The following is a 26,954-nucleotide window of genomic DNA, read 5'->3' as shown; positions in this document are numbered from 1 at the left end:
AGCTTCCTGGAGTTTGGCAAATTCAATTTTAAGTATTCTGACTCTGCTTCTCTTCACTATTGTTTTGCCAGGGCCATTTACCAGTGAGTTCCAGTTCTAGTGTGAAACTTAGAAAAGTACGAATAAGCACAATAACAGCCAGTACGCCTACAGTACTGAATGATAAATCTACAGCGACAGTGTGGATGATATCGGCCGCAACAAGAAGCTCAAGCCCCATGAGGATGCCTCTTCCAAGTCGTTGACGTGCTTTATGAAAAGTATTTTCAGTTTTGTCCTTGCTTAAAACTTTTATTAAGCTATAAAAACAAATATAAAGAGCCGTTAAAGTGAGTATACCTACACCAATTACTTCTACGATTGCCGCACACCACTCCGCAATTGGTTTGACTAATTCGGACAAAACTTGGTTTCTTTAAGTTGAAAAAATAGTTGTCACTGACAATTTCAAAATTGCTGGCACTAAAAGCAAGCTAAGATAGAAAATCTAACCTATCTCGCTTCTTCATAAACAGAACAGTTTTGCATATGTTCTTTGATTTCTTCCGCACTTAGATAGACGCTTTTCTTGTAGGTCTTATATTTTTTGGAAGCTTCAGAATTCTTCAACACATGTTCCTCCCAGGCAATTGCCTGCCAGCCCAGGCCTCTTTCAATCGCGATTTTATCTACTTTGTGTTCCAGTTTAGCCCGGGCTTTTTTGCTGAAAAGGTATTTGATACCAAGCCAAAGAATATCCAACCCACTCCGTTTGGAGTAGTCAATGATGTGGGCATACTCATGACCGATTCCCCCTAATTGGGCATTAAATGGAAAATCTTCAAAAAGTACACCTTCCCGTTCCTTTACTTTTTTATCAATAAAAATATTGTAACTGCGTTTGTCCCTGCCACGAAACAGGCTCCAGAAACGTGGACGGGCTGCCAGGGTAGTTTTGGTATCAAGATAAACAAAGCGGATTTTGGTGTCTTTAAGTTCAGGATAGTAAGCCAGAGCGATCAGGCTGGGTAACAATGCTTGATCCGAGAAATCTTTATTACGCTGGTAAGCTTCCAGTAAATCTTCCTGATAGTGCATACAGTCTTCTGCATGAAAAGTCTTTTTAGGAATTGTCAGCGCATTAAAATGGGCAAAGGAAAAACCATTGTGTTCTACCGAGGATATAGCAGAATTAGTGGATTCTGGCTGAGAATATGCTGAAGTAAATACGATGCAGAAGAGCATCAACGGGATAACTGCTTTCATAAACTGCTCATTAAATAAGCGAAACTTTTCACATTGTCAAGTCGCTCCTTAAATATAAGCAAGAATTACCCCGCTTGGTTATGAGGAAAAATATAGACGCCCCTTTGAAATGTACTATTATTCACATAAGCTGGTCTAAAGCCAGTAAAAAGTATTTCTGTGTGAAAATGGTATATGAATCAGTATTGCAGGGAGATAAAAGGTATCGGGAGTTAAGCGATCACTCCCGAACCTATAAGCTCGTCATCCTGATACCAGGCTGCAAATTGCCCTTTGGCTATACTTTTCTGCGGGCGCTCAAACACTATGTATAAGCCATCATGCTCCTGATAAAGAGTAGCTTTTTCCAAAGGTTGGCGATAACGTATGCGTACCTGAAATGAAGAAGATTCTCCATTTTTCAGTTGTAAATCTTCTCTTACCCAATGCATCTCCGCCCGACTGATGAACAATGCAGGACGATACAGTCCCGGATGATCACCGCCCTGCCCGGTGTAGACAATATTTTTATCTGTGTCTGTAGCAATGACAAACAGAGGCTTGGGCGTACCTCCCACATTCAGACCTTTGCGCTGTCCGATGGTATAGTAATGCGCTCCATTATGTGAGCCTACTTCTTTACCCATATCTGCAGAATATTCGTAGGCAGCACTCAGGTCATTCAGACTTGCAGGCTCTGCGTCCGAGGTTCCGGCTACCGCCAAAGACCTCTCATATACAGCCGCTTCAGCAGGAATTTCAACGATCTTACCGGGTTTTGGCTGAAGTTTTTGCTGTAAAAATTCAGGAAGCCTTACCTTACCTACAAAACAAAGTCCCTGAGAGTCTTTCTTATCTGCAGTAACCAGGTCCTGCTCACGGGCAATTTGCCGCACTTCAACTTTCTGCAATTCACCGATAGGAAACATAGCTTTGCTCAATTGCTCCTGATTGAGCTGGCAGAGAAAGTAGCTCTGATCTTTGTTACCATCTTTTCCTGCCAAAAGGTGAAAAGTAGTGCTGCCATCAGCATGAACAGTTTCTGCTTTGCGACAATAATGTCCGGTGGCTACATAGTCAGCTCCTAGCTTAAGCGCAGTTTTTAGAAAGATATCAAATTTAATCTCCCGGTTGCAGAGTACATCAGGATTGGGTGTACGCCCCCGCTCATATTCATTGAACATATAGTCTACGATGCGCTCTTTGTACTCCTTGCTAAGGTCAATGGTCTGGAAAGGAATATCCAGCTTTTGTGCTACAATAAGGGCATCATTGCTGTCTTCCAGCCAGGGACACTCACGACTGATGACTACACTGTCGTCATGCCAGTTTTTCATGAACAGGCCGATCACTTCATAGCCTTGTTCTTTCAATAAATAGGCGGCGACACTGGAGTCAACTCCGCCCGACATACCTACTACTACGCGTTTCATAATATGTAATACCGGAAGTGAGGAAAAAAGGTTCGGGTACGATTGTGTTTGAATGTTATAGTTTTTGGCTACTTGCAATAATGACTCAAGATTTTTTTGTTTCAGTTTGAAGGTGCTCTTCCGGGATTTGATAAGAGTCCGAACTGAGGCGATAATTTTCCCTGGGTTCTCTGACTCTGGAACCACTCATACCACTGAATTTCTTTTCACTCGTTGACAAATATTTGATCAGGGCCAAAATAGATTTTCTGGTATTGTCCGTTTGTGTATGTAGCTTTTGAATTTTCTCCTGCTCAATGTAAGCCAGATCTTCACAGAGATAAAGCATACTTTTTACTTCAGCAACTGAACTCTGGGCATAGTTGAGAAACAAAATGAATTCCTTTTTAGAATAGCGGGCAAAGCCTTCAGCAATGTTGTTCATTACAGAAATAGAAGCCCGCCTGATTTGGTCTCGGGCACCAAAGTCCCTGCTAAGCTCTCCGGATGAACTGGACTGATAAACTTCTTTTACTAGCGTTCGTGCCATCTGCCAGCATCTCAAGTCTTCAAAATATTCTACTTTAGCCATTTTATCTATTTTTTCACATTAACTAAATCCTATTAAGGTCGTTCTCCCATCATAACCCCCAAACACAAAGAACTATAACACCATAACACTATCCTATATGAATATCAGTGCGTTTCAGCAAGCCAGAGAGAAATATCGCCCTGCAAATATAAAGCTTCTTTTGATCACTGAAGCTCCCCCTGCTGAAGAGCGAAATCGCTATTTCTATTATGAGTATGTAAGCAGAGGGGATAGCTTATTTCTGGAAACGATAAAAGTACTGTTCCCCGAAGAGGTAGAAGCATTTGAAACAGTTAAAGCCATTAGAAGAGAAAAGACTTATTTTTTGGAACGTTTGCAGGAAGAAGGCTATTACCTCATCGGTGCAGTGGATAAGCCCCTGCCTGGAAAAACAGCGGCTGCAAGGACAAATCTTTACCGCGAAAATCTGCCGATTTTGATGAAAGAAATATTACAGGTAGCGCGTCCCAATACTCCTATCGTACTGATTTCGGCAGTGGTTTACCGGGCCATAGGCGAATCTCTGCGAGCCAGCGGTTTCAATGTAATCCATGACGATATTATTGAATTCCCCAACTCTGGACAGCAGGTAAATTTCCGTCGTAAGCTTAAACCCTTGCTCAGAGAAAATCAGCTTTTGCCCTCCCCAGTCTGATAATGTTGTAGTGTTATGGTTCGTGGTGTTATAGTTCAAGCATTATAGAAAAGAATTAAGTAAAGCATTACAAATACCTTTGCTCTTCTACAACTGCAATATCAATACGAGGAAGCTGAGAACCATAACACTATAACACTTAGAACTAAGAACCCAAACACTTATAAACCTGACTTTTCCTTTAGCTTTCATTATATTGGATAACCACATGATATCTAAATTATTATGGCTTACAAAAATTTAGTCCATCTGCACAATGAGCACCGCCACTGGCTTAATGAGTTTGATCTTTATCAGGATGAAATCAAGTATTTTCAGCATCAGCTGGCTAAGAAAGTTCCTCTCCTGGAAGATCGTGAACTTAAGGACGATTCACAGTATTTTAAGAGCCAGTGGATAGAAATTCTCGCTAAGATTGATGATTTCCGACACAAAGTGTATGCCCACGAGGCACGGCTCTACCGCAAACTGGAGCTTGCCAACCGTACCAAAGATCATGTGATTACGGATGAAGAACACCATATTGTGAAAGGGGAGATGGAAGAGTTTTCTTTACGTTACAAAGCCTTGAAACAACGCTTTCAGGAGTTTATCAAGCGGTGAGAAAATTTGCAATATGTCGGTGATCTGCTCAACAAATTAGTCTAGCGGTGACTACCGACTCCCACTTGCTGGCACATGGATTCCAGCGGGCAGCGAGAACACAACGGAGCTGTGCCCTTACAAACGTGTTTACCAAAAGGAACCAGCAAACGGTTAATTTCTACCCGGTATTGTTCCGGCAGTATTTCTTCAAGGGCCATCATGGTTTTTTCAGGGGTTTTGGTTTGCACATAACCCCAACGATTGCTTACCCTGTGCACATGAATATCTACACCGACGCGCATCTGCTGACAGGCAATGCCTAGTGCCAGATTTGCACACTTAGGACCCACTCCGCTGAAAGATAGCAAGGTGTTAAAATCACAGAGTAGTTCACCTTCATATTCTGCCGTGATCTTTTTAGCAATGTTAAGAATCTGTTTGGCCTTACCTTCATGAAAAGTGCTAGCCTGAATGGCGGTATCAATTTCTTCTACTGATAGATTTACCATTGCTTTGGGAGTGCGGGCTTTTTTGAAAAGTTGTATAGAAGTGGGTACGGTAACTTCATCATAAGTGCGAATGGAAATCATACATGCAACCAATTGCTCAAACAGAGAAGTATAGCCCTGGTCATAAAGGTCAAAAAGAGCAGCTTTAGGAAAACTTTCTACTACATTTTGTAAAAGGCTTACGGCCCGATCAATATCAAAAGCTTCTTTTTCAGGCATACATCTTAAAGAATACTTTCTGCCTGAATGTTTAGCCTATCTCAACTCCGGCAAAGAAATTCCTTTGATGTGACGGAAGAGGTCAACCGCATAGAGGTCGGTCATGCCCGAAACAAAATCTACGACCGACTGCACTTTTTCGTACAGGCAGGTATTTTCTTCAGGCTGAAATTGCAAGGGTAGTAAGCGGAGTAATTTTTTACTTTGATGGCCTTTCATATTCAACACTGCCGGGACAAACTCTTCCAGCAGGCCTCCCAGAATCTTATAACCGGCCAGTTCAATCTCTACCACCGGACGATAATTATAGATGCGGTCTATAGATTTACTTTGCAGCGCCTGAAAAGCTTCGCCCAAACTTCCGGATAGCTCATCCAGTAAACTTTTTTCATAGGTGCCTTCCAGAATTGCGTCCCGATTTTGCCAGAAAATATCCGCACATTCATTTACCAGACTATTGATTGCTACGGCTCTCAGGTAGCCCATTCTTTCATTTAAGTCCTGAATTTTAAGCGCATTGCTCTTAATGCGCTGATATTTATCAGTAGTTAAGTCAGCAAAAAACTGTAAAAGTTGATTTTGGGCTTCTTCGGTACTAATGATCTTTAGTCGGTGGGCATCCTCCCAATCAATCACCTGATAGCAAATGTCATCGGCAGCTTCTACCAGATATACAAAAGGGTGGCGTACATAAGCTTTGGGATTATCAGAAGTAGCTTTGATTTTCAGTTCGGCAGCAATCTTACTAAAAGTCTCAATTTCTGAATGAAAGAAGCCAAATTTACTCCGGCTCTTACGGCTTTTGTTCAGGCCAATCGCTGACTCACAGGGATATTTCACCATGGCAGCCAAAGTGGTATAGGTAAGTCTCAGTCCTCCGTAACTCCGTTCTTTGAACTGATGCGTCAGCAACCGTAAACCATTGGCATTTCCTTCAAAATTAGTCAGATCATTCCATTGGCTGGAGTTGAAACTATCTTCCAAAAGACTTCGGATTTCTCCCTCCAGATTGGTAAAATAAGTGGAAATCGCTTTCTCTCCTGAATGTCCAAAAGGAGGGTTGCCAATGTCATGGGCAATGCAGGCAGCACTGATCACCGAGCCCATCTCATTGCGGTAAAAGTGTGCAAACTGAGGCGTCTCATCAGGATGTTCATCTGCTATGCGGTGTCCGATGATATTGCCTAGGGACCTTCCTACGCAAGCAACTTCTAAACTGTGAGTTAAGCGATTATGGACAAATACGCTGCCGGGTAGCGGAAAGACCTGCGTTTTGTTCTGTAAGCGACGGAAAGGAGAAGAAAAGATAAGTCGATCATAATCCTGCTGATAAGGGTTACGGATCATATCCGTATAAGTAGGGCGGTCTTCCACGCCCAGCCGTATAGGAGAAAAAAGATGATTCCAGTGCATGATGTCTCTGTGATTACTACAAGCTCAAAATGAACAGCAAACAAGATGGACAGAATGTCTGAATCTGCAAAATGGAATCAGAAAATGAATTATTATAAAAATTGTAACTTGAGCATCTGAGAAGGAATTAAAACAAAAAAACCTGAAGTGTGGACTTCAGGTTAATGAGTAGCGGGGACAGCGCTAGAACCTATACAATTCAGTAAAATCATATTTAACTTAAATATACTGTAAATCAATTACTTATGAAATATTGAGATTAAACCACATTAGAATAAGACAAAGGAAATAAAGATTTAGTGTCCCCTATAGTGTCCCCTAATTCTCAAATTATTATATTGCCTTTGGTTCAAAATTTAGATCAATGGCAAGTATTAATTTCTACCTCAAGAATCCCAAAGAGGAGGAAACCTTAATTTTTCTATTCCTCCGCGTCAAAAAGTCAACCGTTAAAATTCACACCGGCCAAAAGATTCCCCCTAAATACTGGGATCATAAGTCACAACGGCCAAAGAAATCATACGCTAAAAGTCCGGAGCTAAAAGTATTCCTGAACAACCTAGAAAAGAACTCCGGCAAGTTCCTGTTAGAAGAAAGTTCTAATGATACTACTCCTAATCTGGCAAGGGTAAAAGAAAGAATATTGGCAAGTATTCATTTTGAAGATGCGAAGCCGGAGAAGAAAGAAGATTTTTTCGGAGTCTATGAGGAATTCCTGACAGTAACCAGTACCCACCGGAGCGAACGCACCATACAGAAATACCAAACCCTAAAACAGCAATTACTAGACTTTCAGAAGAGGAAAAAAGTAAAGGTCAAATTTGAGAACATAGATATTAAGTTCTTTGATAAAATGACCGACTACTATTACAACGATCTGAAATTTGTAAATAACACTTTCGGAAAGTATGTCTCCTCTTTTAAAACCTTTATGAGTTGGGCAACTGATAGGGGGTACAATCAAAAGATTGATTACAGGAAATTTAAAGTAATAAAAGAGGATGCCGATATAGTGGTTTTATCAGCCCGGGAACTTGCAAAACTTTATGAACTTGACTTATCCGATAATAGCAGATTAGAGAGGGTAAGAGATGTATTTTGTTTAGGGTGTTTCACCGGATTAAGATTTTCTGACTTGGAGCAACTGAGGCCGGAACACTTCAAAGGAAATAGCCTGTTAATCAAAACCTACAAAACCAGAGATACGGTTAATATTCCTTTGAGGGAGGAGGCACAACAAATCATAAACAAGTACCTCATAAAACCTCACTTTTTACCGGTAGTTACTAACCAGAAAACAAACCTATACCTTAAGGAACTGAGCAAATTAGCCGGTATAAATGATTCTACCACTGTGAGCCGGTATAAGGGCGCTAAACGCATTGAATTCACTAAACCTAAGTATGAGTTCATTACTACCCACTGTGCCCGTAGAACCTTTGTAACGTTATCATTAGAGGCCGGAGTAAGGCCGGAGCTAGTAATGTCTGTTACCGGCCATAAGAGCTACAAGACTTTCAAGAAATACATTAAAATCACGGATAAGGTAGTAGAGAATGAATTCCAAAGGATTTGGAAACGTGACCAATCCGGCGAAAAGTCATTTATGAAGGTAGCTAACTGATAGTAAAGGCCATACGATTATGAATACAACAACAACAACTTTAGGTATTAGCAAAATAGATTTTATGGGAAATAATCTCATGTTTTTGCACCTGAGCAATGAACGCACGGTATTAGTACCCTTAGAAAAGTTTGAGCCAATTGCCCGACTCACTGCGGAGGAGCGTAACGACTTTGAGATTATTGATAACCAATACCTCTCTTTTTTGGCAATTGATGAGGTGTATAGTGTGAGAGAGTTGATAGGGATTGAGTAGGCAATTATCCGGCGAAAGTCATTTATGAAAGTGGGTATTTAAAACTTTTTACAATTACTTGATCAATGGAAAAAAAAATCTTTTTTCAATATAAAATTATTGATAACAGTGAATCTATAGAGCACGATGTGGGTAATTATTATTATCACCTACTATGTATCAATCCTGAAGGTTTTGATGTAATACTTTATAAAAAGATTTTCGTCTTAAATGGTAGGACTAAAAGTCTTACCTTTCCTACTCTAGATGAAATTAAAAACTTTGATGTTAAAATTTATGATTCAATACCTTTTTGGGCTATTGAAGAAATAGAGGAATACTCAAAAAAGTATCCTGATTGCTCAGAACTATGGCCTCATTTAGGGTATCGTTTCTATACAGAGGCCAGATTAAAATACATCAGAGGTGTATTAAATTCTAAAAGTGATGAATTTGAGATTGTTCCAAATCCATTCATTAAACATATTAATGGATCAAACATCTTTGAGGTAAATTTAGAAGCTAAGTTTTTGGAAAAATTAAAAGTTCTTAAAACTAAAGATGTTCAAGGTTTTCTTAACTATCATTATGATAGATACAAAAATGAAAAAATAGAGTTTATTGATTTATTGAAAAATCTGTTAGTGTCGTTTCCGTACCAAGAATATGACACATTTGAAACCCATAATAAACATTTTTTAGGGGAGATTTATGGAAATTCAAGAGAGAATTACCTAGCTACAATGAATTGGATAGACAATAAAAGAGCAGAAGTTTTTTATCAGCAAATCGATAAACAGAAACCAAAGAAAGGAGAAGAAACCACAAGAAACCAGCAAATATTAATTCTTTACTACCTAGAATTATTCCATAAGAATTTAGGGTTAACCTCTGCTCAATTAAGAGAGTTTTTAGCAATCCTGTTAAATAAAAGTCCTGATAACATAAAGAAGAGTTTGGGTAATGATTTTTTGAATGCTAAGAGTTCAAATGAAGGAAAAGACTTAGAATTTGTTAAAGATTTATTTGAACGGTTTGGTTTTTCAACAGAGAAGATCATTCAAGATTTAGACGAAATAGAAAGAATTAAGAAGTTTAAGTAAAATCGGGGGTTACCCCCAGCCCTACCCCCATCACCAACTAGGTTAAGTTGCGGTCATAATCATTAAATCTTTACATTATGACCGATGTAGTATTATTATCTATGCCAGTAGATGAGTTTCGGGTTTTGATCTCCGAAACAGTCAAAGAAGAGTTAGCACAACTCCGGCCAGCTCCGGCCAATGAAAAGAAGTACCGCACCCGAAAAGAAACTGCGGATTTACTTCATATCTCCTTACCCACGTTAAACGAGCGCACTAAAAAGGGCGAAATAGAAGGATCTCGGATAGGGGGTAGGTTACTCTATTCTGAGGAGGCAATAGAGAGAGCCTTAACCAGTACGAATTTAAAAAAGAGAGGGGGTAGATCATGATTTGCGAACCTATAACCCTACCCCCTCATGAAATTATCCGGTATGTATTAGACCATGAATCCGGATGCTATAATTTATCCTTTGCGCCGGTAGGTTTTAACCGGATGCCTTTTCGTCTAAAGGTAGAGCGTACATTCAACAGGCAAAAGATTGGTTCCGATATGGTAATATCAGGCTCTTTGAATGGGAAGAAGTTTTTTACTGGCATACGTCCCATATCAGAAAATTGGTTTTATGGTGACCAATTGTATAAAGGTAAAAAGTACCTGCTGTTATTTCAGTTTTCGCCGGATAACCAAGAGTTGAGGGTTTACTATAACCTCAACGTTTACCCTACTTACAAAAGTGTGAGAGCAAAAAGGGTAGAACAGTTTATCCAGAGCTATAAAATAATTGTTAAATAGAACCTATGCGAAAGGAGGAGGTTTATGGCCTCCTCTTTTCTTTGGTTCAAAATCAATCAATGGTATGATTGACTTTGTTAAGATAGGAATAGATCAGTTGACCGCCAAGGAACTCCTTTCAAATAAGTTACTTGACTTTAGCCTGCTAGTATCAGAGAAAACCGGCGAAATAAAATATAGAGAAGCAAAGTATAAGAATCTAGATTTTACAGTATATGAAAATGGGGTAGGAAAGATAACCGGATCACTCCACAAGTTTTGGCGCAATAACGCCAATTACGATGACTTTTATTTCAGGGAGTTAATAGAGGTTATTGATACTTTAAAGAACTCCTTTGGCATTAATGCTCATCATGCCAGGTTGCAAAATGTAGAGATAGGGGTAAATTTAACTGAATTACCGATAAGGCCGGATCAGTTCATAAATACTCTAATCCATCACAAAGGAGAACCATTTTCCAGAATGAGGAACATTCATAGGAAATCATTAGGCAAAGATTGCTATCATCAAAGGTATGGTATCAAAATCTATAACAAGGCCAAACAATATGGTTTACCTTATCCGGTACTCCGGTACGAGTTAAAGTATATCAAAATGAAGGAATTGAATGAGATAGGTATCTTTACATTGTACGACCTGACAAAACCTGACATTTTACCAGCGTTAGGAGCGCTATTAGAGGCCAAATTTCGTGACATACTCTTGATTGAGCCACAAATACCCAAAAAGGATTTGAAGTCCGTAGAGCGCCGGAATTTGGCCAATTACACTAATGTTCATTACTGGGAGGAGTTGAATTTTCGGAGTCCAAAAAAATACCAGTACCACCGGAAAAGATATGATGAAATAATAGGCCGGTATGTAGTTAATCCGGTGAAAGGTCAGATAACCAATGCTATCCGGCAAAAGTGGCAAATACTAACTTTTACTAACCCCAAAACTTTAGACAAATTAACCGACTTACAAAAATCAATGTCGGGTAATATTAACCACTCGTATAGTAGGTTAAAAGACTATAAGTTTACAGAAGTGAACACCATAAAAAAAAGGGTGTGTAGCTATACCGGTAAAGACATTTCAAATCAGAGAGCAGACAGTAAATTTATTTCAGCAAAAAACACTAGTTATGAATATGCTCACAAGGTTAGGAATAGGGATAGCAACCCAAGAAACAACCTCCGGAGGAGAATTCTAAAAGGTGAAGAGTTGCCAACTTTATTTGATGTAAACCAGTGTCTTAAACTATCGGATAAGGATAAAGAACTTCTTAAATTCTGGGAGGGTACTAAGTATGAGGTAAGAATTAATTGATTGTAAATTATTGTAGTTAACAATGGCATTTGAAAAAGGTAAATCCGGCAATCCTAAAGGCCGACCAAGAGGAGCAAAGAATAAGGTCACTATTGAAATGAGAGAGGCCTTAAGTGCAGTATTGTTTGAGGAGGTAGAAAAAATACCTCAATACATTAATGATTTAAATTACCCATCTGCAAAGTTGGCATTTATCATTAAGTTGTTGCCCTACATCATGCCTAAAGTGGAGGCAACAAAGTATGATGAATTTGGAGAGGGAAAACCTTTTGATATGGATGCATGGAATTAATAAAAACGCCGAATCCATGGAATAGAAGAGTTTTTAGACTCCTAAAAAAGGAATTGCAGATAAAAAGGGGGTAGGGGGTGTAAATCGCATAAAACTGAAGTTTTCTCAATCGGAAGAGAGTATCTTTGTTCTCGGAACAACTTCCTCACGAGGGGGTATCAATATCATTTGTTATTCCAACCTGTTTCCTCAAATTTCTTATCGTAGTACAATTTTTCATTGGAATAGGGTTTGTTATTGGTAATAACCCACTTTCGATATAATTCGAAAGGTACTGCATAAATATAGGCAAATGGGCCATTAGTATATTTTACATAATCTGGCATAGGCATCTGATTAATAACATGGAAGAAGAATTCATCAATTTTCTCTAACTCATCTATTCCCGTACCCCAGCCTCCTTTCAGCCTTTCATTTGTTTTAAATGGATAACGATCATCAGGATATCTATTTACCGAATAAAGGTCAGAAAGTCTTTGACCATATTCATTGAAACGCATTAGATCACATTCTCTTTTACTCTCAATGGCTTTAATTAGGCCCGGTATATCATGGAATCTATGTTTTCTCTTAAAATCAACTAGTGGATCAATTTGAATATAAAGTGCCTTTAAGATTTTTTCTATAGCCTGCTCTGCTAAGACGAGTCCTGATTGGTGAAGTGCATTTAAGAAACAACATCTACAACCTAGATAATCATTAGTTGCCATGAAATAGAACATTGTTACCAAATTATTTTCAGCGGTGTACTTTCTTATCTTTTTATGGACGTCTTCCATTTAAATAGACCTAATAAGATGATACTTTTAATAGTTTCCCATAGATAAGGCATTGTCTTTCCTCAATTTGGATGTAGTTTATTTTATTCTACAAATGGTTTCCTCATAGAGGTAGACTTTTCAGTAATTATATCTAACAGCAAAATTGTTACCCCCTAATTTTGGTGCAATAATCGTATTTAATCTTAGTAACAATCCCTCATCATTATTAGCCTCCAATACACGTTCATACCCTGATTCATTTGGATTTAATAGTAAGAACGGGTAACTGTTGCAATTGATTGAAGAGTGATCCTTTCTAATTTCATCATAATTAGGTAGATCAGGAATTCTAGTTACAAGTAAATGTTGATCCACATGTATAAACGTAATCAGATATAGCGAACCTGAACAGAAGTATCCAGTTGTATGATTATTGGGCAACTTAATTATGTCAGTCCTGTCTAATAATTGAGATATTGTTTGATCTTTTATATTTATATGCATGTAATCATAATAAGTTGTTAAAATGAATTTAGTGTCCCCTATAGTGTCCCCTAGAAATGAGAAAACCTCACAACTTTCTGATAAACAGATTGTTATGAGGTTAATTAGTAGCGGGGACAGGACTCGAACCTGTGACCTTCGGGTTATGAGCCCGACGAGCTACCAACTGCTCCACCCCGCGATGTATATTTTTAAACGTCTTTTTCGCTTAAGAGGATACAAAAGTAGTACTTTTTATTTTTTAATCAAATATCTTTGTAAAAATTTTCTAAATGGAAGCCAAAATACACAAAGCAGGATTTGTGAGCATCGTAGGGAAACCTAATGTGGGGAAGTCAACCCTGATGAACCAACTGGTAGGGGAGCGGCTTTCTATCATCACCTCCAAAGCTCAGACCACCCGCCACCGCATTATGGGAATCATTAACGGTGATGATTTTCAGGTGGTCTACTCCGATACCCCGGGCATTCTAAAGCCGGAATATGAGCTACATCAATCTATGATGCGCTTTGTGAGTGTAGCCCTGGAGGATGCTGATATCATTCTTTTCGTGACCGATCTCTACGAAAAATACCAGGAAGAAGAGCATATACAAAGACTCAAGGATTCGGAGGTCCCAGTTATTTTGGTGATGAATAAAATTGACCTGGCCAAAGGCTCTCAGGCTGAGGATAAAATGGCTTACTGGCAGGAAATCCTGGAGCCCCAAGAATCTATACTGGTTTCCGCACTGGAAGGGCTAAATATTTCAGAGGTTTTTGAAGCCATTTTGCGCCGACTTCCTGAGCATCCCCCTTATTTTCCCAAAGATGAACTTACCGATAAGCCGGAGCGTTTCTTTGCAGCTGAGATTATTCGTGAAAAGATTTTTAAGAATTACAAGAAAGAAGTTCCCTACAGTTGTGAGGTAGTGATTACCGAGTTTAAGGAAGATGAAAGTATCATCCGTATGCGTTCTGAAATCTTTGTGGAGCGCAAAAGTCAGAAAGGAATAATAATTGGCAAAGGAGGAGAGGCCATTAAAAAAGTGGGCATTGAAGCCCGGGCTGATCTGGAAAAATTCTTTGACAAGCAGGTTTACCTGGAGCAGTTTGTGAAAGTTTCTCCCGATTGGCGTAAAAAGCAGCCGAAACTTCATAATTTTGGCTATAGATAAATAGTGTTATGGTTCTAGGTACTATGGTTATTGTCTTTCATCATTTTTGAACTATAACACACGAAACTAAGAACCGAGAACCATTTCACTCAGAACCAAGAACCATAATACAAAAATAAAGTGTCAAATATAGTAGCGATCGTAGGTAGGCCTAATGTAGGGAAGTCAACGTTGTTTAATCGTCTGATAGAGCAACGTAAGGCCATTATGGATGATGTAAGCGGAGTAACCCGTGACCGCCATTATGGTTACGGACAGTGGAACGGACTGCATTTTACTGTCATTGACACAGGAGGCTATGTAGCCAATTCTGATGATATTTTTGAGGAAGCCATCCGTACCCAGGTTCAACTGGCGATTAATGAGGCTACTGTGATCCTGTTCATGGTAGACTGTGAGACCGGGATTACAGATTTGGATGAAAGCTTCGCTAATATTCTGCGAGGTACACAGAAGCCCCTTTATATCGTAGCCAACAAGGCCGATAACCATGAGCGTTCATTCATGGCGTCTGAGTTTTATGGCATAGGTTTGGGAGAAGTTTTCCCGATCTCATCAGCAAGTGGTTCAGGTACCGGTGATTTGCTGGATGCAGTTGTTTCTCACTTCCCTGCCGACGATGATGAAGACCCGGAAGCGGGTATTCCCCGACTGGCTATTTTGGGACGACCTAATGTAGGGAAATCCTCTTTCCTGAATGTGCTCTTGGGTGAAGAGCGTAGCATCGTAACTGATATTGCCGGTACAACCCGTGATGCACTCCACTCTCGCTACAATCTGTACGGCAAGGATTTTATCCTGATAGACACTGCCGGGCTGCGCAAAAAAGCTAAGATATCTGATAATATAGAGTTTTACTCTACCATTCGCTCTGTGCAGGCGCTGGAAGACAGTGATATCTGTATCATTATGCTGGATGCACAAAGGGGCATGGAAGCACAGGATATGAATATCGTACAACTCGCCGACAAGCATAGGAAAGGCATACTGATATTGGTCAATAAATGGGATTTGATAGAAAAGGATACCAAAACAGCACTGGAATACAAAAAGAAGATTGAAGAGCGCCTGGGCGAATTTAACTATATCCCCATTGTCTTTACTTCTATGGCGACTAAACAAAGGGTGTTTCAGGCGATAGAAAAAGCTTCTGAGATTTATGAAAACCGCCAGCGACGTATCAGCACTTCCAAACTGAATGAACTGCTGGGTAAAGACATTGAGCATTACCCACCGCCCTCAGTAAAAGGTAAGCATATTAAAATCAAATATATCACGCAATTGCCTACCAGAACGCCTTCTTTCGCCTTTTTCTGTAACCACCCCAAATACGTAAAAGCAGCTTACAGGCGTTACCTGGAAAATAAATTAAGAGGGCACTTCAACTTTGAAGGGGTACCTTTGAACATTTTCTTCAGGCAGAAGTAGACCAATGTAGCCTACTCCTTAGGTGGGGTGAATTCCCATATTTGACTTTCGTCTGCAACTCCATCATATATATTTCTTATATGGTAACCCTTTGTGGAGGTACTGATACCAATTGGATTAGAAAATAGCATATTTCCAATATCCATCTGCTTCCAAGAATCAAGTATAGGGTCATATTGATAGAATTGAACTTTGTCTGTATGATCAACATAATAATTGTTACCAATATATGCGTAGTTTCCTATACTAAAGCCGACCGCACCACCTAAAAGACCAGGGTAATCACTGAGTTGTTTCCAAGAGTTAATAGCAGGGTCATACTCCCATAAGTCTCTTAAATTGGCATGATCACCTGCTCCTAAACCCACATAACCTTTACCGTTCATAGAGAATGCAATAGCTCCATATCTTCCCTCCGCAGGTAAGTTTGCGAGTTGCTTCCACGTATCTGTTTCCGGATCATATTCCCAAAAATCATTCTGGATTCCTCCTAAGCCTACATAACCTTTATTATTGATAGAAAAACCAATGGACAGCCAGCTTATTTTGCCTGGATAATCAGCTAGTTTTGTCCAAGTGTCAGTATTGGGATCATAACCGTAAAATTCATGATCATTTCCTGAAGTAGAATTTGTCCCAAGCCCAATATATCCTTTATTACCTATAGCAAAGCCGATTCCCTCTTCTCTCGCACCCCCTCCATAATCAGCTCTTTGAATCAATTGATTAGTTGCAGGATCATATTCATAAAAGGCTTTTGTTACCCCATTGTCAGCACTTCCGGTACCAAAGTATACTTTATTGTCTATTGAGAATGCTGCAGGGCGTCCGTCAAATGCTCCCACAGACAATGAAAGTTTAGCTACCCAGGAGTTTTGCTCTGTAGTTACAGTAAAAAAAGCTTCTTTGTCATTGATGACCAGTGAGGAAGGAAGGGTAGAAGAGAATTCTTCTGAAGCAGTAACTTCTATCCAGATTTTGTCTCCGGTTTTCACGCTAAAGCCATTGTTTCTGTAATTTACACCATTTACGTAAATGGCACCTGTTTCATGATCATCGGTGCTGAACCAGGCTATGCCGGATGGAGTAGGATGAGGCAGTCCGGTGATGGTAATTGTATCAGAGATATACTTCCTCTTTATTTTGGCATTCTTAATCGGCGTAAAGCTAAAAGGATCAGGAGAGTAGTCATCGGTAGTAATGCTGAAGCTGGCAGCTATTCCATTAATATCAACTAGAGCAGAAGTAGCGGCTTTAAATTCGGTGCTGGAAAGCAATTTGACAGCTAGTTCATCTCCGTTTTTAACTGAAGTAGTATCAGTTTCCAATTCTACACCATTTTTAATAATAGTACCTTCCTCAATTTTTAAAGGAGTAGCGAAAGGAATTCCACTTACGGTAATGGTATTGGAAGTATAAAATGAATCCACCGCCACATCTTTCTGGGCAGTGAAGCTGAAAACATCAGGGATATAGTCATCGGTAATGACCTGGAAGTTTTTGACTAGTGTACCAATCGTAATTTTCGTACTTACTGTATCAGCATAAGCATCACTGGAGGTAAGCTGAAGTTGGAGTTGGTCGCCATTTTTCACCTGTGTGACTGAGTCTTCCATCAATTTTCCGTTCAGAATAATTTGTCCATGCTGCACGATAGCATCAGCCGTACCCCCTTCTTTCAACCCACTTAGGGTGACTACATTTGAAATAATATTTACCTTGGTAGCTACGTCTTTTTGTAGGGAAAAGTTGAAATTCTCAGGCGTATCATCTTCATCTTTATTGAGGATGCCATCACCATCGCTGTCAACATACTGTTCAAAGTTAGGAATTGTAGCCTCTACGCCCATGTCTGTATAACGCTTCTCCAGATGCGTTCGGATCTGGGGTAGATTGAGTGACATGGCCTGCTCTTTTAGCTTAGTTTTGGTTGTTTCACTATTGACCACCCCATCTTCTTTGAGGTCAGTGATGATGTTGGCCAGAAGCTCAGAAAGTTCTGCTACTGAATTATCGGCCTGTAGTATGGCAGAAATGACGAGTAGAATTGCATTATCATCACCATCATGTGAAATGTCCAGTGTTTCGGAATAACCGATACTGTCAGCTTTTATACCAAAAACAGTAAGAATTTCGCTTTGTGCTTTCTGCTTCGCTTCTTCAAAAGTACTTTCTTCTTCCTGCATAAGGTAGGCCACTCTGCTAAACTCAAGGTAGGAAAGCAGGTTGACATTAACTGAAGTGGCATCAGTAACATGAGCAAGTCCAAAAAGCGTAAGCTGTGCGGAAGATTTCTCTCCCTTTACCTCATCAAAATAGAAACCATTGGCCTGAAGCTGTACAAAAGGGGAGTTAAGTGGTACTTCTTTGAAATTGAAAGCGCCCTTATTGTCATTGATTTGAGAGGTAAAATTCTTACCAGTAGCCAGGAGGTTTTCATTAAGTTCTGACAAGGTAATAGCTGTACCATTGATGAATGGTCCTTTTTGCACATAACCGGAAAGGTCAATGGTGAGGGTAGAATCTGTAGCAATGGGTGGTGTATTAATGAACTCATCATCTTCTCGGCAGGCCAAAAGCATAAAAAAGCAAAAAATGAATAGTGAGGGGTAGTTTATAAATATTTTCATTACAAGTTAATATTTACTTTTTTGTGTAAATATACTTATAAATGTATTATTTATAATAAAAAATTGAATATTTAAATAAGCCTGGTAAGATTAGTTGTGGTGTAATAAGTAGAATTCCACAGGTTCTGGAGAAAAGATGCGTGCAGCAGGCTGATCTTTTGAGGTAAATGAAAAAAGCTCCTAATGATGAGGATAGGAGCTTTATATAAATTGCTTAGAATATTTATTATTAAAACGGTATAGATCTAGGGCATAAACCTATAAAAGGAACTTCCCATAGCAGTACTAACGCTTGTGTTTAAGATAGCGTAATTATCAGCAGTAACTGCAAAAATGAAACTACGCGACTCCTGTTCAATCCCTTTGATCTGCGTTATTGAATTATTGCTAGGGTCATAGGCATAGAATGAATTTCTGAAATTATCATTAAAGTATAAGTACCCTACGCCTTTCAATGAGAAACCAAATTTAGGATTAGTTTTGGGTAGGGTGCTTACGGTTGTCCAGGAAGCACTGGCAGGGGAAAAGCTGAGTAGTTCAGAGGAGTTTTCTTCAGCAAAATATCCTTTACCATCCATGGCAAAAAGAAAGTTTGATGCTTCTGCATTTCCAACTGTGTGCCATGATTTGCTCGCTGTACTAAACTGCCATATTTCAGCAGCTTTACCTGACTCCTGAAAGGAAACCCAGGCAAACGTTTCACCATCTATGACAAAAGTTTCAATATCTGATGTTACTACTGGAAAATCGCCAATAGAAGACCAAGTGTCGGTAGCAGGATCATATGCCCACAGCGCATTACCATTATCTCCCAGCCCAGCATACATTTTACTGCCACTTGAATAAGCAAAATATGTATCAGCCTGACCAGGAAATTCTGCGATAGCTGTCCACGAATCTACTTCAGGGTCATACTGCCAGATTGCCTTTCCGTTTTCACCCAATCCGGCATAGAATTTATCATTTAATGAGATTGTAATGTTTACTCCTGCATTACCTGGAAAAGAAGCTTTTTCTGTCCACGTATTGTTTTCGGCATCATATGCGTACCATTCGTTTCTGAAAGCAAATCCTATATCAAGCCCAAGGCCTGCAAAAACCTTATTATTTGAGACAAAAGTTTTTAAATAATATTCCGCATTACCAGTATCATTCTCTGTCAATTGAAAAGGATTGGACAAAGTAGTTACTGTCCAGTTGGTAATGAATGTTCCTATGATCAATTCAGCTGAATAGGTAGTAGAAAAATCAGAGCCAGTTTGTAGTTTAATAGCTATTTCGTCTCCATCGGATAATAAAGCACTATTATCACTTAACTCTTCTCCATTGATAATCAATGTAGCTGAATAATCCCCTCCTCCAGCGTACAGCCAACTTTCTGTAGGATTAGGGAGCCCCTGTAAAGTAATTGTTTCCGAGACATAAAAAGTATCCATTTTGGCTTCAGTGATAGGAGCAAAAGAAAATTCATCCGGCGTTTCGTCATCTTCTGAGTTGATGATTCCATCCCCATCACTGTCCAGATATTTTTCAAAATCAGGCAAAGCTATTTCAGTTCCTACCTCTTTATATCTTTTAATTAAATTTTCTTTAATGTTTGCAGGGGAAACAAATCTGGCACCAGCGCGAATTTTTTCTTTGATGGTCTCATTATCTAACGTTCCATCTTCTCTTATATCGCTATTAATATTCGCTAATAATTCAGATAGTTCTGCTACGGTGTTTTGTCCCTGCAAGGTAGCAGAGATTGCTAACAGGATAGCATGTTCATCACCTTCTTTGGAAATGTCCATAGTTTCAGCACTAGCCAAGGTACTTTTTTCTATACCAAAAACTCTAACTACTTCTTGCTGAGCCTGTGCTTTAGCTTCATCAAAAGTCTCTCCCTGTTCTATTAAATAAATTACTCTTTCTCTCTGCAAATGAAGAAGTATATTGAGATTAGTAGCCGTTTTGTCTTTAATGTTCACAATTGCTTTAAGCGTAAGAGGAGCGGATGACTCTTCTGCTTTGACTTCATTATAATAAAAGCCCTCTCCCGTTAGCTCTACATAAGGAGAAATCAAGCTGATCTCATCAAACACAAACGTGCCTCTATTGTCCTGAATCTCTGTACTAAAGGTTCGGCCACTGGGCTTAAACTCATCATCCAGTTCAATAATCGTAACGGTTGAACCATTCAGAAAAGGGCCTTTCTGCACATAACCAGACAAGTTGACATTTATTTCTGGTTTATTTCCTTCTTCATCTTCCTGACAACTCATCAAGAAAGTCAGTATAAACGCTAGCGATATTAAGTGTTTGCCCATATTAAATAATAATGGTTAATAGCTTGTAAATATAGCAGATTAAGTATTTACATGTATAATCATAAGAATAATTTATTTAATTTTTTTATGATTACTGTAGCGCAAAAAATGAGACTCATTTTTAAAAAGAAGCGAATCCTTAAACTTTAAGTTACGTGCTTCAGGATGCTCTTTTGGCAGAAGTAGGCCACAATAGCCTACTCCTGGGGTGGGGTGAATTCCCAGAAGTCCAATGCATCATTAGATGAACTTCTTTTAGTTAAACAGTATCCTTTACCATTAACTGAAAAACATTTTAATGGAATACTTTTATCCATGAATCCATCTACGCCTTTCCAAGAATTATCTGAGGGGTTGAAGCAAAACCACTCATCTGACCAGTTTTTTGTAGCATAGACAAGACCATTAATTTCAAATCCCATATCATCTATATATAGTGGGTTATTTATCTCATCCCAGCTATCTGTATGCGTATCGTATACATAAATGCCAGCATAAAAATCATAGGTAAAGTAAGCCTTACCATTAACTGAGAAGAGAAATGTATTATAGCTAACATTACTAGGAATAGGATTTTTTTGTATCCATTGGTCATTTTTAAGCTCCAAGAGATTTCCTCGATTAATAATAAAAGCTCTATCATTAACATTAAAGTCCTTCGCATAGCTATCTGCATTGGGTAATTCAGGAATGAGGCTCCATTGATCCGTAGTTACATCGTATTTCCAGATATCACTAAATTCCATCATTTGATCTGTATCGATTTCACCTAAGCCGATGTATCCGTAACCTCCAGTACTTAATCCAATAGCCATGGCTCTAGGGTGTCCTTTAAAATTTGCTTTTTTTGTCCATATGTTTTTTTGAGGATTATATTCATAAAAATCATTAAGCTCCGTTCGGGGAGAAAAGGTATATCCTGTTCCTACATAGATTTTGTCATTCAAAGTAAAACCACTATGAAAATATATGGCTTTCCCAGGATAAGTTGATACCAGTTGCCAGGGATTTTGTTCAGTAGTAAGATTGAAATAAGCCTCTTTATCATTGATGACCAGCGAGGAAGGAAGGGTAGTGGAGAATTCTTCTGAAGCGGTAACTTCTATCCAGATTTTATCTCCGTTTTTTACGCTAAAGCCATTGTTTCTGTAATTTACACCATTGACATAAATGGCACCTGTTTCATGATCATCGGTGCTGAACCAGGCTATGCCGGATGGGGTAGGATGAGGCAGTCCGGTGACGGTAATTGTATCAGAGATGTACTTCCTCTTTATTTTGGCGTTATTGATTTCTTTAAAGCTAAAAGGATCAGGAGAGTAGTCATCGGTAGTAATGCTGAAGCTGGCACTGATACCATTGATATCTACCAACGCTGAGGAGGAAGCTTTAAACTCACTGCTGGAAAGCAATTTAACGGCCAGTTCATCTCCGTTTTTAACAGATGTAGTGTCAGTTTCCAGTTCTTCACCGTTTTTGATAATGATTCCGCCATCAATTTTAAACGGTGTTTCGTAGGGTATCCCACTTACGGTAACGGTATTGGAAGTGTAGAAAGAATCAATGGCTACATCTTTCTGCGCGGTGAAGCTGAAAGCATCGGGAATATAATCATCGGTAATGGCTGTGAAGTTTTTGAACAGTGTACCAATCGTAATTTTCGTACTTACTGTATCAGCATAAGCATCACTGGAGGTAAGCTGAAGCTGTAGTTGGTCTCCATTTTTCACTTGTGTGACAGAGTCTTCCATCAATTTTCCATTCAGAATAATTTGTCCATGCTGCACGATAGCATCAGCCGTACCCCCTTCTTTCAACCCACTTAGGGTGACTACATTTGAAATAACATTTGCCTTGGTAGCTACATCTTGCTGTAGCGTAAAAGAAAAATCTTCAGGCGTATCATCTTCATCTTTATTGAGGATGCCATCACCATCGCTGTCAATGTACTGCTCAAAATTGGAGATAGTAGCTTCCACACCCATGTCTGCATAGCGCTTTTCCAAGTGAGCCCTGATTTCAGACAATTTGAGTGACATGGCCTGTTCTCTGAGCATGTTTTTACTGTTTTCGCTATTCAGTTCGCCATCTTCTCTCAAATCAGTGATGATATTGGCCACTAGTTCTGAGAGTTCAGCTACGGTATTATCGGCCTGAAGTACTGCCGAGATAGCCAGCAGGATAGCATTGTCATCGCCATCCCGAGAAATATCCAGTACTTCCGAGTATTGAATGTCTTCTTTCTCAATCCCAAAGACCGTAAGAATTTCCTGTTGAGCCTGCTGTTTGGCTTCCACAAAGTTTTTCTCTTCTTCCTGCATCAGGTAGATAACACGGGTTCTTTCCATGTGGGAGAGCAGGTTGGCATTGATGCTACTTACATCTTCTACATCAGAAAGGGCAAAGAGCGTAAGCTGAGCTGCTGACTTTTCTCCTTTCACTTCATCAAAGTAAAAACCATCGGCCTGCAACTGTACAAAGTTAGACTTGAGCTTAATCCCTTTCAGGCTGAAGGAGCCTTTGTTATCAGCAATTTGAGTAGTGAAGTTCTTGCCGGTGGTGACCAACTTCTTATCCAGTTCGGATACTGTAATCGCTGTACCATTGATGAATGGTCCTTTCTGCACATAGCCGGATAAGTCAACTGTCAAAGTAGAATCCACTGCTATTGGAGGGGCATCAATGACTTCCTCATCCTCACGGCAGCTAAATACTAAAGCTAGTATGAAAACTAAATAAATTATATGTTTCTTCATTATGCCAATCGTTAACAAAATAAATACTTAGAGGACTGCAGTTATTTTTTTAATCTTTGTAGGGGTAGAGGAACCGAATTCGTAGTACTCAACGGTAATGGTTTGTTTGTTATTAAGAAATTGTATTATAATAATGATACCATCATCGTCTACATTAAAAACTTGTGGATTGCTACTGTAAGTATAATAACCAGGAGTATTGCCATAAGCAACTTGGCCCCCTTTTAAAACGATTTTCAAGCGTCCATTCTTAGGTACATTGGCAAATAGGCTGTAGTCAGTGAAAGTTTTAAACGTGTTATTTTCATCTGATAAGATATTTTTTCCATATTTAGATGAAGATGGATATGTAATTGGTTTAGTGAACTCAAAACTTGTATTCTCTTTAAAAGCTTTCACATACTTCTCAAAATCAGCTAGAATTATGGTCTTGCCAAATTCTTTGTACTTATTTGTTATTGCAGAATGAATGGCAGCCAGATCCAGGTACATGGCATTATTGATTAAAGCTGAGCCTAATACCGGATTGTCTATTGTACCATCAGTTTCCAGGTCTTCGCTAATGTTTCTAAGCAGTTCCTGTAAAGTTCCGGTACTTTCGTAGCCTTGCAGTATGGCAGAGATGGCGAGTAGAATTGCTCCTTCTGTATTGTTTTGGGTAATATCAAAATGCTCAGAAAGGGTGGATATGTTATCCTGAATTTCAAATACCGCTAATACTTCCTGCTGGGCTTGTTGCTTGGCATCCGTGAAGCTTAGCCCGGAATTCACCAGATATTTTACCCTCGGAGCTTCCAGATAAGTAAGCACATTCACATTGATCTTATCATTGCCAGATAGATCAGTATAAGCAGTGAGCTGTAGTTCACTTTCGGAAATCTGTGCATTGACAAAATCATAGTAATAGCCTTTAGTTTCGGCTATTGCCCAGGGATAATCAACTTCTATTTCTCCCTTTTGGTACGCTCCCTGGCTATTGCTGGTCTGGGCATTGAAGCTTTTTTCAGTTTTACTGAGGCTAGAATCCAGTTGTGTTAAAGCAAATGAAGCTCCATTGGAAAAAGGTCCTACTTGTAAATGTCCAGCAACTGCGGTCGCCCAGGAATAAGCCTCATTGCTCAGGGCAAAAGTAGTTTGATAATCACCTACTGTGAGTAGCGCAGAAAGTTGTTCGCTCCAGCCAAATGGAGCCCTAATTTTAATTTGCAGCTCATCTCCATCACTAATATAAGCAGTATCCTGTCCTACACTTTTTCCATTAATTAGCAATTCTCCCTCACTGACTTGAGCGATGGCAGGAAAAGGTAATCCGCTTATAGTAATCTTTTCAGAGAGATAAACCGTATTACGTTTAGCATTTTCTATAGCGGCAAAGACAAATTCATCGGGTGTATTATCATCATCTTTGTTCAGTATTCCATCTCCATCACTATCTACATATTGCTCAAAATTGGCGATGCTGGCCTCCACGCCGAGTTCTGCATACCTTTCTACCAGATGCTGCCGAATAGCCGGAAGAACAAGGTTGATACTGTTATGCTTAAGGGCGTCTTTTATTTTGTCAGAATTGATAATTCCGTCTTCTCTCAGGTCAGTGCTGATGTCAGCCAGTAATTCAGAAAGCTGGGCGACAGTATTATCTCCCTGGAGAATGGCTGAAATGGACAGTAGAATAGCATTGTCTTCTCCTGCCTGCGAGATATCCAGCAGTTCAGAATGCTGCATATCTTCTTTTTCAATGCCGAAAATGGCTAAGATTTCTGATTGGGCTTGTGCTTTAGCCTCCAGAAAACCTACTCCCTGATTCAGCAGGTAAAGTACTCTGTCTTTTTCCAGATGAGAGAGGATATTGACATTGATTCTGGCATCGGTAGAGACATCGGCCAGCGCATAGAGTGTAAGTTGTGCCGCAGATTTTTCACCTTTTACTTCATCATAGTAAAAGCCGGTAGCAATCAGTTGGAGATTGGTATAGTCAAGCTGACTGGTTTTTATAAAGAAAGAACCTCGATTATCAGTGATCTGGGTGGTGAAAGTTTTGCCGGTAGCCGCCAGAGAATCATCCAGTTCGGTAATAATCAGCGTAGTTCCGTTGATGAATGGCCCTTTCTGTACGTAACCATTGATATTTACCTTAGTGGTGCTGGTAGAGTCTTCTACTACAGGCTCACTAGGCTGTTGTATAATAATAACCTCCTCCTCACGGCAGGAGAATATTGAAACTAAAATAAGAGAGGTGTAGAATAGTTTTTTAAACATGATCCTGAAGTCTATTGGTAATTGGCCTTAAAATTACCGATAGACTTCAGGAGAATTTGATGGGCTTTCCTGATACCTTACACTACACAGAAAATCAAATAAGTTTCAGCAAATTAATTGTGTGCTTCCTCGTAGTGCTTGCTAAGTATATCTTCCCCAAAATCTTTTTCCATATCACGGATCACAGTGTGAATATGGTTGGCGTCATTTTGCGTGTTGTCATATTCTATTACAAAGCTTGGCCCATGAATGCGATAATAATGTTTGTCGCCTACTTCGTAACTTCCCGCCCAGGCAAAACGAATATTCTCAAAACCTGCTTTTTTGATTCTTAGCATAGCTTCTTTCACGATTTCAGCCTTATGTACACTGTAATACAATTCTATTAACTGTATCAATTGCTCCTGCTGTTCTTGCGTCATCTGGCTGTAAGCAAGGCCTTCCAATTTCGTTATATTTGCCACTTTATCATTGCTGGTTACAATATCAGGATAAGCTTCCTCTGCAATTAAAGCAGTTTGCTGCTGCTCATGAGTGAGTGATTTCACTAGTACTCTTCCCAGGTCTTCTTCTGGTTTCAGTATTCTCCAGCCCTTACGTGGTCCTGAAGGTACTTTAGCAGGATTAGCGCCAAAAAAAGTAGGGGTTACCGAGACAATTTCGTCACTTACTGAGGAAAAATTGAGTGAGATGTGATGTCCCTCAAAACGCCATCCCCAGGCCTCATTTTGTGCAGGTTTACCGAAGATGGAGAAGTAATAATTATTAGGGTCACGATAAGTATCATTGGGGCCACGGCCTTCTACACCTCTTAGTATTTCTTCCAAATCTCTTACCTGCTGAGCCTTTTCATAACCTTTCTCGCTCAGCGAGGCCCGCATCAATGCAAAAGCGGCTTCTTGCTGAGTCTCAGTCATTTCTTTAAGAGGAAGCCCTTGCCGAGGAACAGGGGTGAAGTTCCAGTTGTAGCGCTCTTCGTCAGCCAATGAAAAAGTTGCTTTGTCCAACTGGTCTTCACTGAGCGAAGTAAGGAATGCCTGGGCGCTTCGCATCACTGAGTCATCATCTGTCTTGAGGAGAAAGTTTTGGAATATACTAAGGCTGATCAATGTAATAAGGCAAGTATAGGCGAGCTTTTTCATGGTTGTTGTATTTAGTTGACCTTCTTCTGAATTTACAAAAATGTTTGGCCATACCCTA

23 protein-coding genes and 1 tRNA gene are annotated in these 26,954 nt (G+C 39.5%); 11 read left to right on the top strand and 13 right to left on the bottom strand.

The genetic code is table 11. The features are described 5' to 3' along the window. Positions 1 to 28: 28 nt before the first annotated feature. The 4 genes from WJR50_RS06670 to WJR50_RS06655 form a co-directional block, all read right to left on the bottom strand. Positions 29 to 403 (bottom strand): DUF1622 domain-containing protein, encoded by a 375-nt coding sequence (locus tag WJR50_RS06670; protein ID WP_341292464.1) that lies wholly within the window; start codon positions 401 to 403, stop codon positions 29 to 31. An 89-nt stretch (positions 404 to 492) separates the two neighbouring features. Beyond that, on the bottom strand, positions 493 to 1,245 hold the full coding sequence (locus tag WJR50_RS06665) for a hypothetical protein (RefSeq protein WP_341292463.1): 753 nt from the start codon (positions 1,243 to 1,245) through the stop codon (positions 493 to 495). 212 nt (positions 1,246 to 1,457) lie between these two features. Further along, positions 1,458 to 2,657, bottom strand: coding sequence for a tRNA 2-thiouridine(34) synthase MnmA (mnmA, locus tag WJR50_RS06660; RefSeq protein WP_341292462.1), 1,200 nt, complete (start codon positions 2,655 to 2,657; stop codon positions 1,458 to 1,460). Between the two features lie 85 nt (positions 2,658 to 2,742). Continuing rightward, entirely contained in the window at positions 2,743 to 3,228 is a 486-nt protein-coding gene (locus WJR50_RS06655; protein WP_341292461.1) for a four helix bundle protein, read from the bottom strand. Between the two features lie 97 nt (positions 3,229 to 3,325). On the opposite strand from WJR50_RS06655, the gene WJR50_RS06650 reads away from it, so the two are divergent. Then, the gene (locus WJR50_RS06650; protein WP_341292460.1) at positions 3,326 to 3,883 is read left to right on the top strand and encodes a hypothetical protein; all 558 of its coding nucleotides are present in this window, start codon (positions 3,326 to 3,328) and stop codon (positions 3,881 to 3,883) included. A 225-nt stretch (positions 3,884 to 4,108) separates the two neighbouring features. Next, positions 4,109 to 4,486 (top strand): hypothetical protein, encoded by a 378-nt coding sequence (locus tag WJR50_RS06645; RefSeq protein WP_341292459.1) that lies wholly within the window; start codon positions 4,109 to 4,111, stop codon positions 4,484 to 4,486. Between the two features lie 41 nt (positions 4,487 to 4,527). On the opposite strand, the gene WJR50_RS06640 is transcribed toward WJR50_RS06645, so the two are convergent. Then, positions 4,528 to 5,196, bottom strand: a complete 669-nt coding sequence (locus tag WJR50_RS06640) for an endonuclease III domain-containing protein (RefSeq protein ID WP_341292458.1) — start codon at positions 5,194 to 5,196, stop codon at positions 4,528 to 4,530. Positions 5,197 to 5,232: 36 nt separating this feature from the next. Beyond that, positions 5,233 to 6,609, bottom strand: a complete 1,377-nt coding sequence (locus WJR50_RS06635; protein ID WP_341292457.1) for a deoxyguanosinetriphosphate triphosphohydrolase — start codon at positions 6,607 to 6,609, stop codon at positions 5,233 to 5,235. Between the two features lie 364 nt (positions 6,610 to 6,973). Between WJR50_RS06635 and WJR50_RS06630 the strand changes: the two genes are divergently transcribed. From WJR50_RS06630 to WJR50_RS06600, 7 genes are all read left to right on the top strand, one after another. Continuing rightward, on the top strand, positions 6,974 to 8,233 hold the full coding sequence (locus tag WJR50_RS06630) for a site-specific integrase (RefSeq protein WP_341292456.1): 1,260 nt from the start codon (positions 6,974 to 6,976) through the stop codon (positions 8,231 to 8,233). 19 nt (positions 8,234 to 8,252) lie between these two features. Then, positions 8,253 to 8,489 (top strand): hypothetical protein, encoded by a 237-nt coding sequence (locus WJR50_RS06625; RefSeq protein ID WP_341292455.1) that lies wholly within the window; start codon positions 8,253 to 8,255, stop codon positions 8,487 to 8,489. Positions 8,490 to 8,554: 65 nt separating this feature from the next. Then, the gene (locus WJR50_RS06620) at positions 8,555 to 9,571 is read left to right on the top strand and encodes a hypothetical protein (protein ID WP_341292454.1); all 1,017 of its coding nucleotides are present in this window, start codon (positions 8,555 to 8,557) and stop codon (positions 9,569 to 9,571) included. A gap of 77 nt (positions 9,572 to 9,648) precedes the next feature. After that, entirely contained in the window at positions 9,649 to 9,942 is a 294-nt protein-coding gene (locus tag WJR50_RS06615; RefSeq protein ID WP_341292453.1) for a helix-turn-helix domain-containing protein, read from the top strand. Further along, positions 9,939 to 10,346 (top strand): hypothetical protein, encoded by a 408-nt coding sequence (locus tag WJR50_RS06610; protein WP_341292452.1) that lies wholly within the window; start codon positions 9,939 to 9,941, stop codon positions 10,344 to 10,346. The genes WJR50_RS06615 and WJR50_RS06610 overlap by 4 nt, the downstream gene beginning before the upstream one ends. After that, the gene (locus WJR50_RS06605) at positions 10,336 to 11,658 is read left to right on the top strand and encodes a hypothetical protein (protein ID WP_341292451.1); all 1,323 of its coding nucleotides are present in this window, start codon (positions 10,336 to 10,338) and stop codon (positions 11,656 to 11,658) included. The genes WJR50_RS06610 and WJR50_RS06605 overlap by 11 nt, the downstream gene beginning before the upstream one ends. Before the next feature lie 22 nt (positions 11,659 to 11,680). Then, positions 11,681 to 11,950 (top strand): DUF5681 domain-containing protein, encoded by a 270-nt coding sequence (locus tag WJR50_RS06600; RefSeq protein ID WP_341292450.1) that lies wholly within the window; start codon positions 11,681 to 11,683, stop codon positions 11,948 to 11,950. Between the two features lie 164 nt (positions 11,951 to 12,114). Here the strand turns inward: WJR50_RS06600 and WJR50_RS06595 are convergent, their stop codons facing one another. After that, the gene (locus WJR50_RS06595; protein WP_341292449.1) at positions 12,115 to 12,729 is read right to left on the bottom strand and encodes a HEPN domain-containing protein; all 615 of its coding nucleotides are present in this window, start codon (positions 12,727 to 12,729) and stop codon (positions 12,115 to 12,117) included. A 594-nt stretch (positions 12,730 to 13,323) separates the two neighbouring features. Further along, positions 13,324 to 13,396: transfer RNA gene (locus WJR50_RS06590), tRNA-Met, on the bottom strand. A gap of 91 nt (positions 13,397 to 13,487) precedes the next feature. Here WJR50_RS06590 and era point away from each other — a divergent pair. Further along, on the top strand, positions 13,488 to 14,372 hold the full coding sequence (gene era, locus WJR50_RS06585; protein WP_341292448.1) for a GTPase Era: 885 nt from the start codon (positions 13,488 to 13,490) through the stop codon (positions 14,370 to 14,372). A 120-nt stretch (positions 14,373 to 14,492) separates the two neighbouring features. Beyond that, positions 14,493 to 15,800 (top strand): ribosome biogenesis GTPase Der, encoded by a 1,308-nt coding sequence (der, locus tag WJR50_RS06580; RefSeq protein ID WP_341292447.1) that lies wholly within the window; start codon positions 14,493 to 14,495, stop codon positions 15,798 to 15,800. An 11-nt stretch (positions 15,801 to 15,811) separates the two neighbouring features. On the opposite strand, the gene WJR50_RS06575 is transcribed toward der, so the two are convergent. From WJR50_RS06575 to WJR50_RS06555, 5 genes are all read right to left on the bottom strand, one after another. Continuing rightward, positions 15,812 to 18,430 (bottom strand): FBX42 beta-propeller domain-containing protein, encoded by a 2,619-nt coding sequence (locus WJR50_RS06575; RefSeq protein ID WP_341292446.1) that lies wholly within the window; start codon positions 18,428 to 18,430, stop codon positions 15,812 to 15,814. Positions 18,431 to 18,675: 245 nt separating this feature from the next. Then, positions 18,676 to 20,739, bottom strand: coding sequence for a Kelch repeat-containing protein (locus tag WJR50_RS06570; protein WP_341292445.1), 2,064 nt, complete (start codon positions 20,737 to 20,739; stop codon positions 18,676 to 18,678). 197 nt (positions 20,740 to 20,936) lie between these two features. Continuing rightward, a complete protein-coding gene (locus WJR50_RS06565; protein ID WP_341292444.1) occupies positions 20,937 to 23,495 on the bottom strand; it encodes a Kelch repeat-containing protein in 2,559 nt (852 codons plus the stop codon). A 27-nt stretch (positions 23,496 to 23,522) separates the two neighbouring features. Beyond that, positions 23,523 to 25,754 carry a hypothetical protein gene (locus WJR50_RS06560; RefSeq protein WP_341292443.1) on the bottom strand — a complete coding sequence of 744 codons (2,232 nt, stop codon included), beginning with the start codon at positions 25,752 to 25,754 and terminating at the stop codon, positions 23,523 to 23,525. A gap of 113 nt (positions 25,755 to 25,867) precedes the next feature. Beyond that, the gene (locus WJR50_RS06555) at positions 25,868 to 26,896 is read right to left on the bottom strand and encodes a DUF3500 domain-containing protein (RefSeq protein ID WP_341292442.1); all 1,029 of its coding nucleotides are present in this window, start codon (positions 26,894 to 26,896) and stop codon (positions 25,868 to 25,870) included. Positions 26,897 to 26,954 lie beyond the last annotated feature (58 nt).

Origin of the sequence: Catalinimonas locisalis (assembly GCF_038039535.1) — a bacterium.
GTDB lineage: Bacteria > Bacteroidota > Bacteroidia > Cytophagales > Cyclobacteriaceae > Catalinimonas.
Note: the sequence above shows the minus strand (reverse complement) of the source record. Positions and strands in the feature narration are given on the sequence as shown.

What these genes read in the sequence shown, in the direction of transcription:
- WJR50_RS06665 (WP_341292463.1), bottom strand. Translation starts at nt 1,245, where the DNA reads ATGAAAGCAGTTATCCCGTTGATGCTCTTCTGCATCGTATTTACTTCA.
- mnmA (WP_341292462.1), bottom strand. Translation starts at nt 2,657, where the DNA reads ATGAAACGCGTAGTAGTAGGTATGTCGGGCGGAGTTGACTCCAGTGTC.
- WJR50_RS06655 (WP_341292461.1), bottom strand. Translation starts at nt 3,228, where the DNA reads ATGGCTAAAGTAGAATATTTTGAAGACTTGAGATGCTGGCAGATGGCA.
- WJR50_RS06650 (WP_341292460.1), top strand. Translation starts at nt 3,326, where the DNA reads ATGAATATCAGTGCGTTTCAGCAAGCCAGAGAGAAATATCGCCCTGCA.
- WJR50_RS06645 (WP_341292459.1), top strand. Translation starts at nt 4,109, where the DNA reads ATGGCTTACAAAAATTTAGTCCATCTGCACAATGAGCACCGCCACTGG.
- WJR50_RS06640 (WP_341292458.1), bottom strand. Translation starts at nt 5,196, where the DNA reads ATGCCTGAAAAAGAAGCTTTTGATATTGATCGGGCCGTAAGCCTTTTA.
- WJR50_RS06635 (WP_341292457.1), bottom strand. Translation starts at nt 6,609, where the DNA reads ATGCACTGGAATCATCTTTTTTCTCCTATACGGCTGGGCGTGGAAGAC.
- WJR50_RS06630 (WP_341292456.1), top strand. Translation starts at nt 6,974, where the DNA reads ATGGCAAGTATTAATTTCTACCTCAAGAATCCCAAAGAGGAGGAAACC.
- WJR50_RS06625 (WP_341292455.1), top strand. Translation starts at nt 8,253, where the DNA reads ATGAATACAACAACAACAACTTTAGGTATTAGCAAAATAGATTTTATG.
- WJR50_RS06620 (WP_341292454.1), top strand. Translation starts at nt 8,555, where the DNA reads ATGGAAAAAAAAATCTTTTTTCAATATAAAATTATTGATAACAGTGAA.
- WJR50_RS06615 (WP_341292453.1), top strand. Translation starts at nt 9,649, where the DNA reads ATGACCGATGTAGTATTATTATCTATGCCAGTAGATGAGTTTCGGGTT.
- WJR50_RS06610 (WP_341292452.1), top strand. Translation starts at nt 9,939, where the DNA reads ATGATTTGCGAACCTATAACCCTACCCCCTCATGAAATTATCCGGTAT.
- WJR50_RS06600 (WP_341292450.1), top strand. Translation starts at nt 11,681, where the DNA reads ATGGCATTTGAAAAAGGTAAATCCGGCAATCCTAAAGGCCGACCAAGA.
- WJR50_RS06595 (WP_341292449.1), bottom strand. Translation starts at nt 12,729, where the DNA reads ATGGAAGACGTCCATAAAAAGATAAGAAAGTACACCGCTGAAAATAAT.
- era (WP_341292448.1), top strand. Translation starts at nt 13,488, where the DNA reads ATGGAAGCCAAAATACACAAAGCAGGATTTGTGAGCATCGTAGGGAAA.
- WJR50_RS06575 (WP_341292446.1), bottom strand. Translation starts at nt 18,430, where the DNA reads ATGAAAATATTTATAAACTACCCCTCACTATTCATTTTTTGCTTTTTT.
- WJR50_RS06570 (WP_341292445.1), bottom strand. Translation starts at nt 20,739, where the DNA reads ATGGGCAAACACTTAATATCGCTAGCGTTTATACTGACTTTCTTGATG.
- WJR50_RS06565 (WP_341292444.1), bottom strand. Translation starts at nt 23,495, where the DNA reads ATGAAGAAACATATAATTTATTTAGTTTTCATACTAGCTTTAGTATTT.
- WJR50_RS06560 (WP_341292443.1), bottom strand. Translation starts at nt 25,754, where the DNA reads ATGTTTAAAAAACTATTCTACACCTCTCTTATTTTAGTTTCAATATTC.
- WJR50_RS06555 (WP_341292442.1), bottom strand. Translation starts at nt 26,896, where the DNA reads ATGAAAAAGCTCGCCTATACTTGCCTTATTACATTGATCAGCCTTAGT.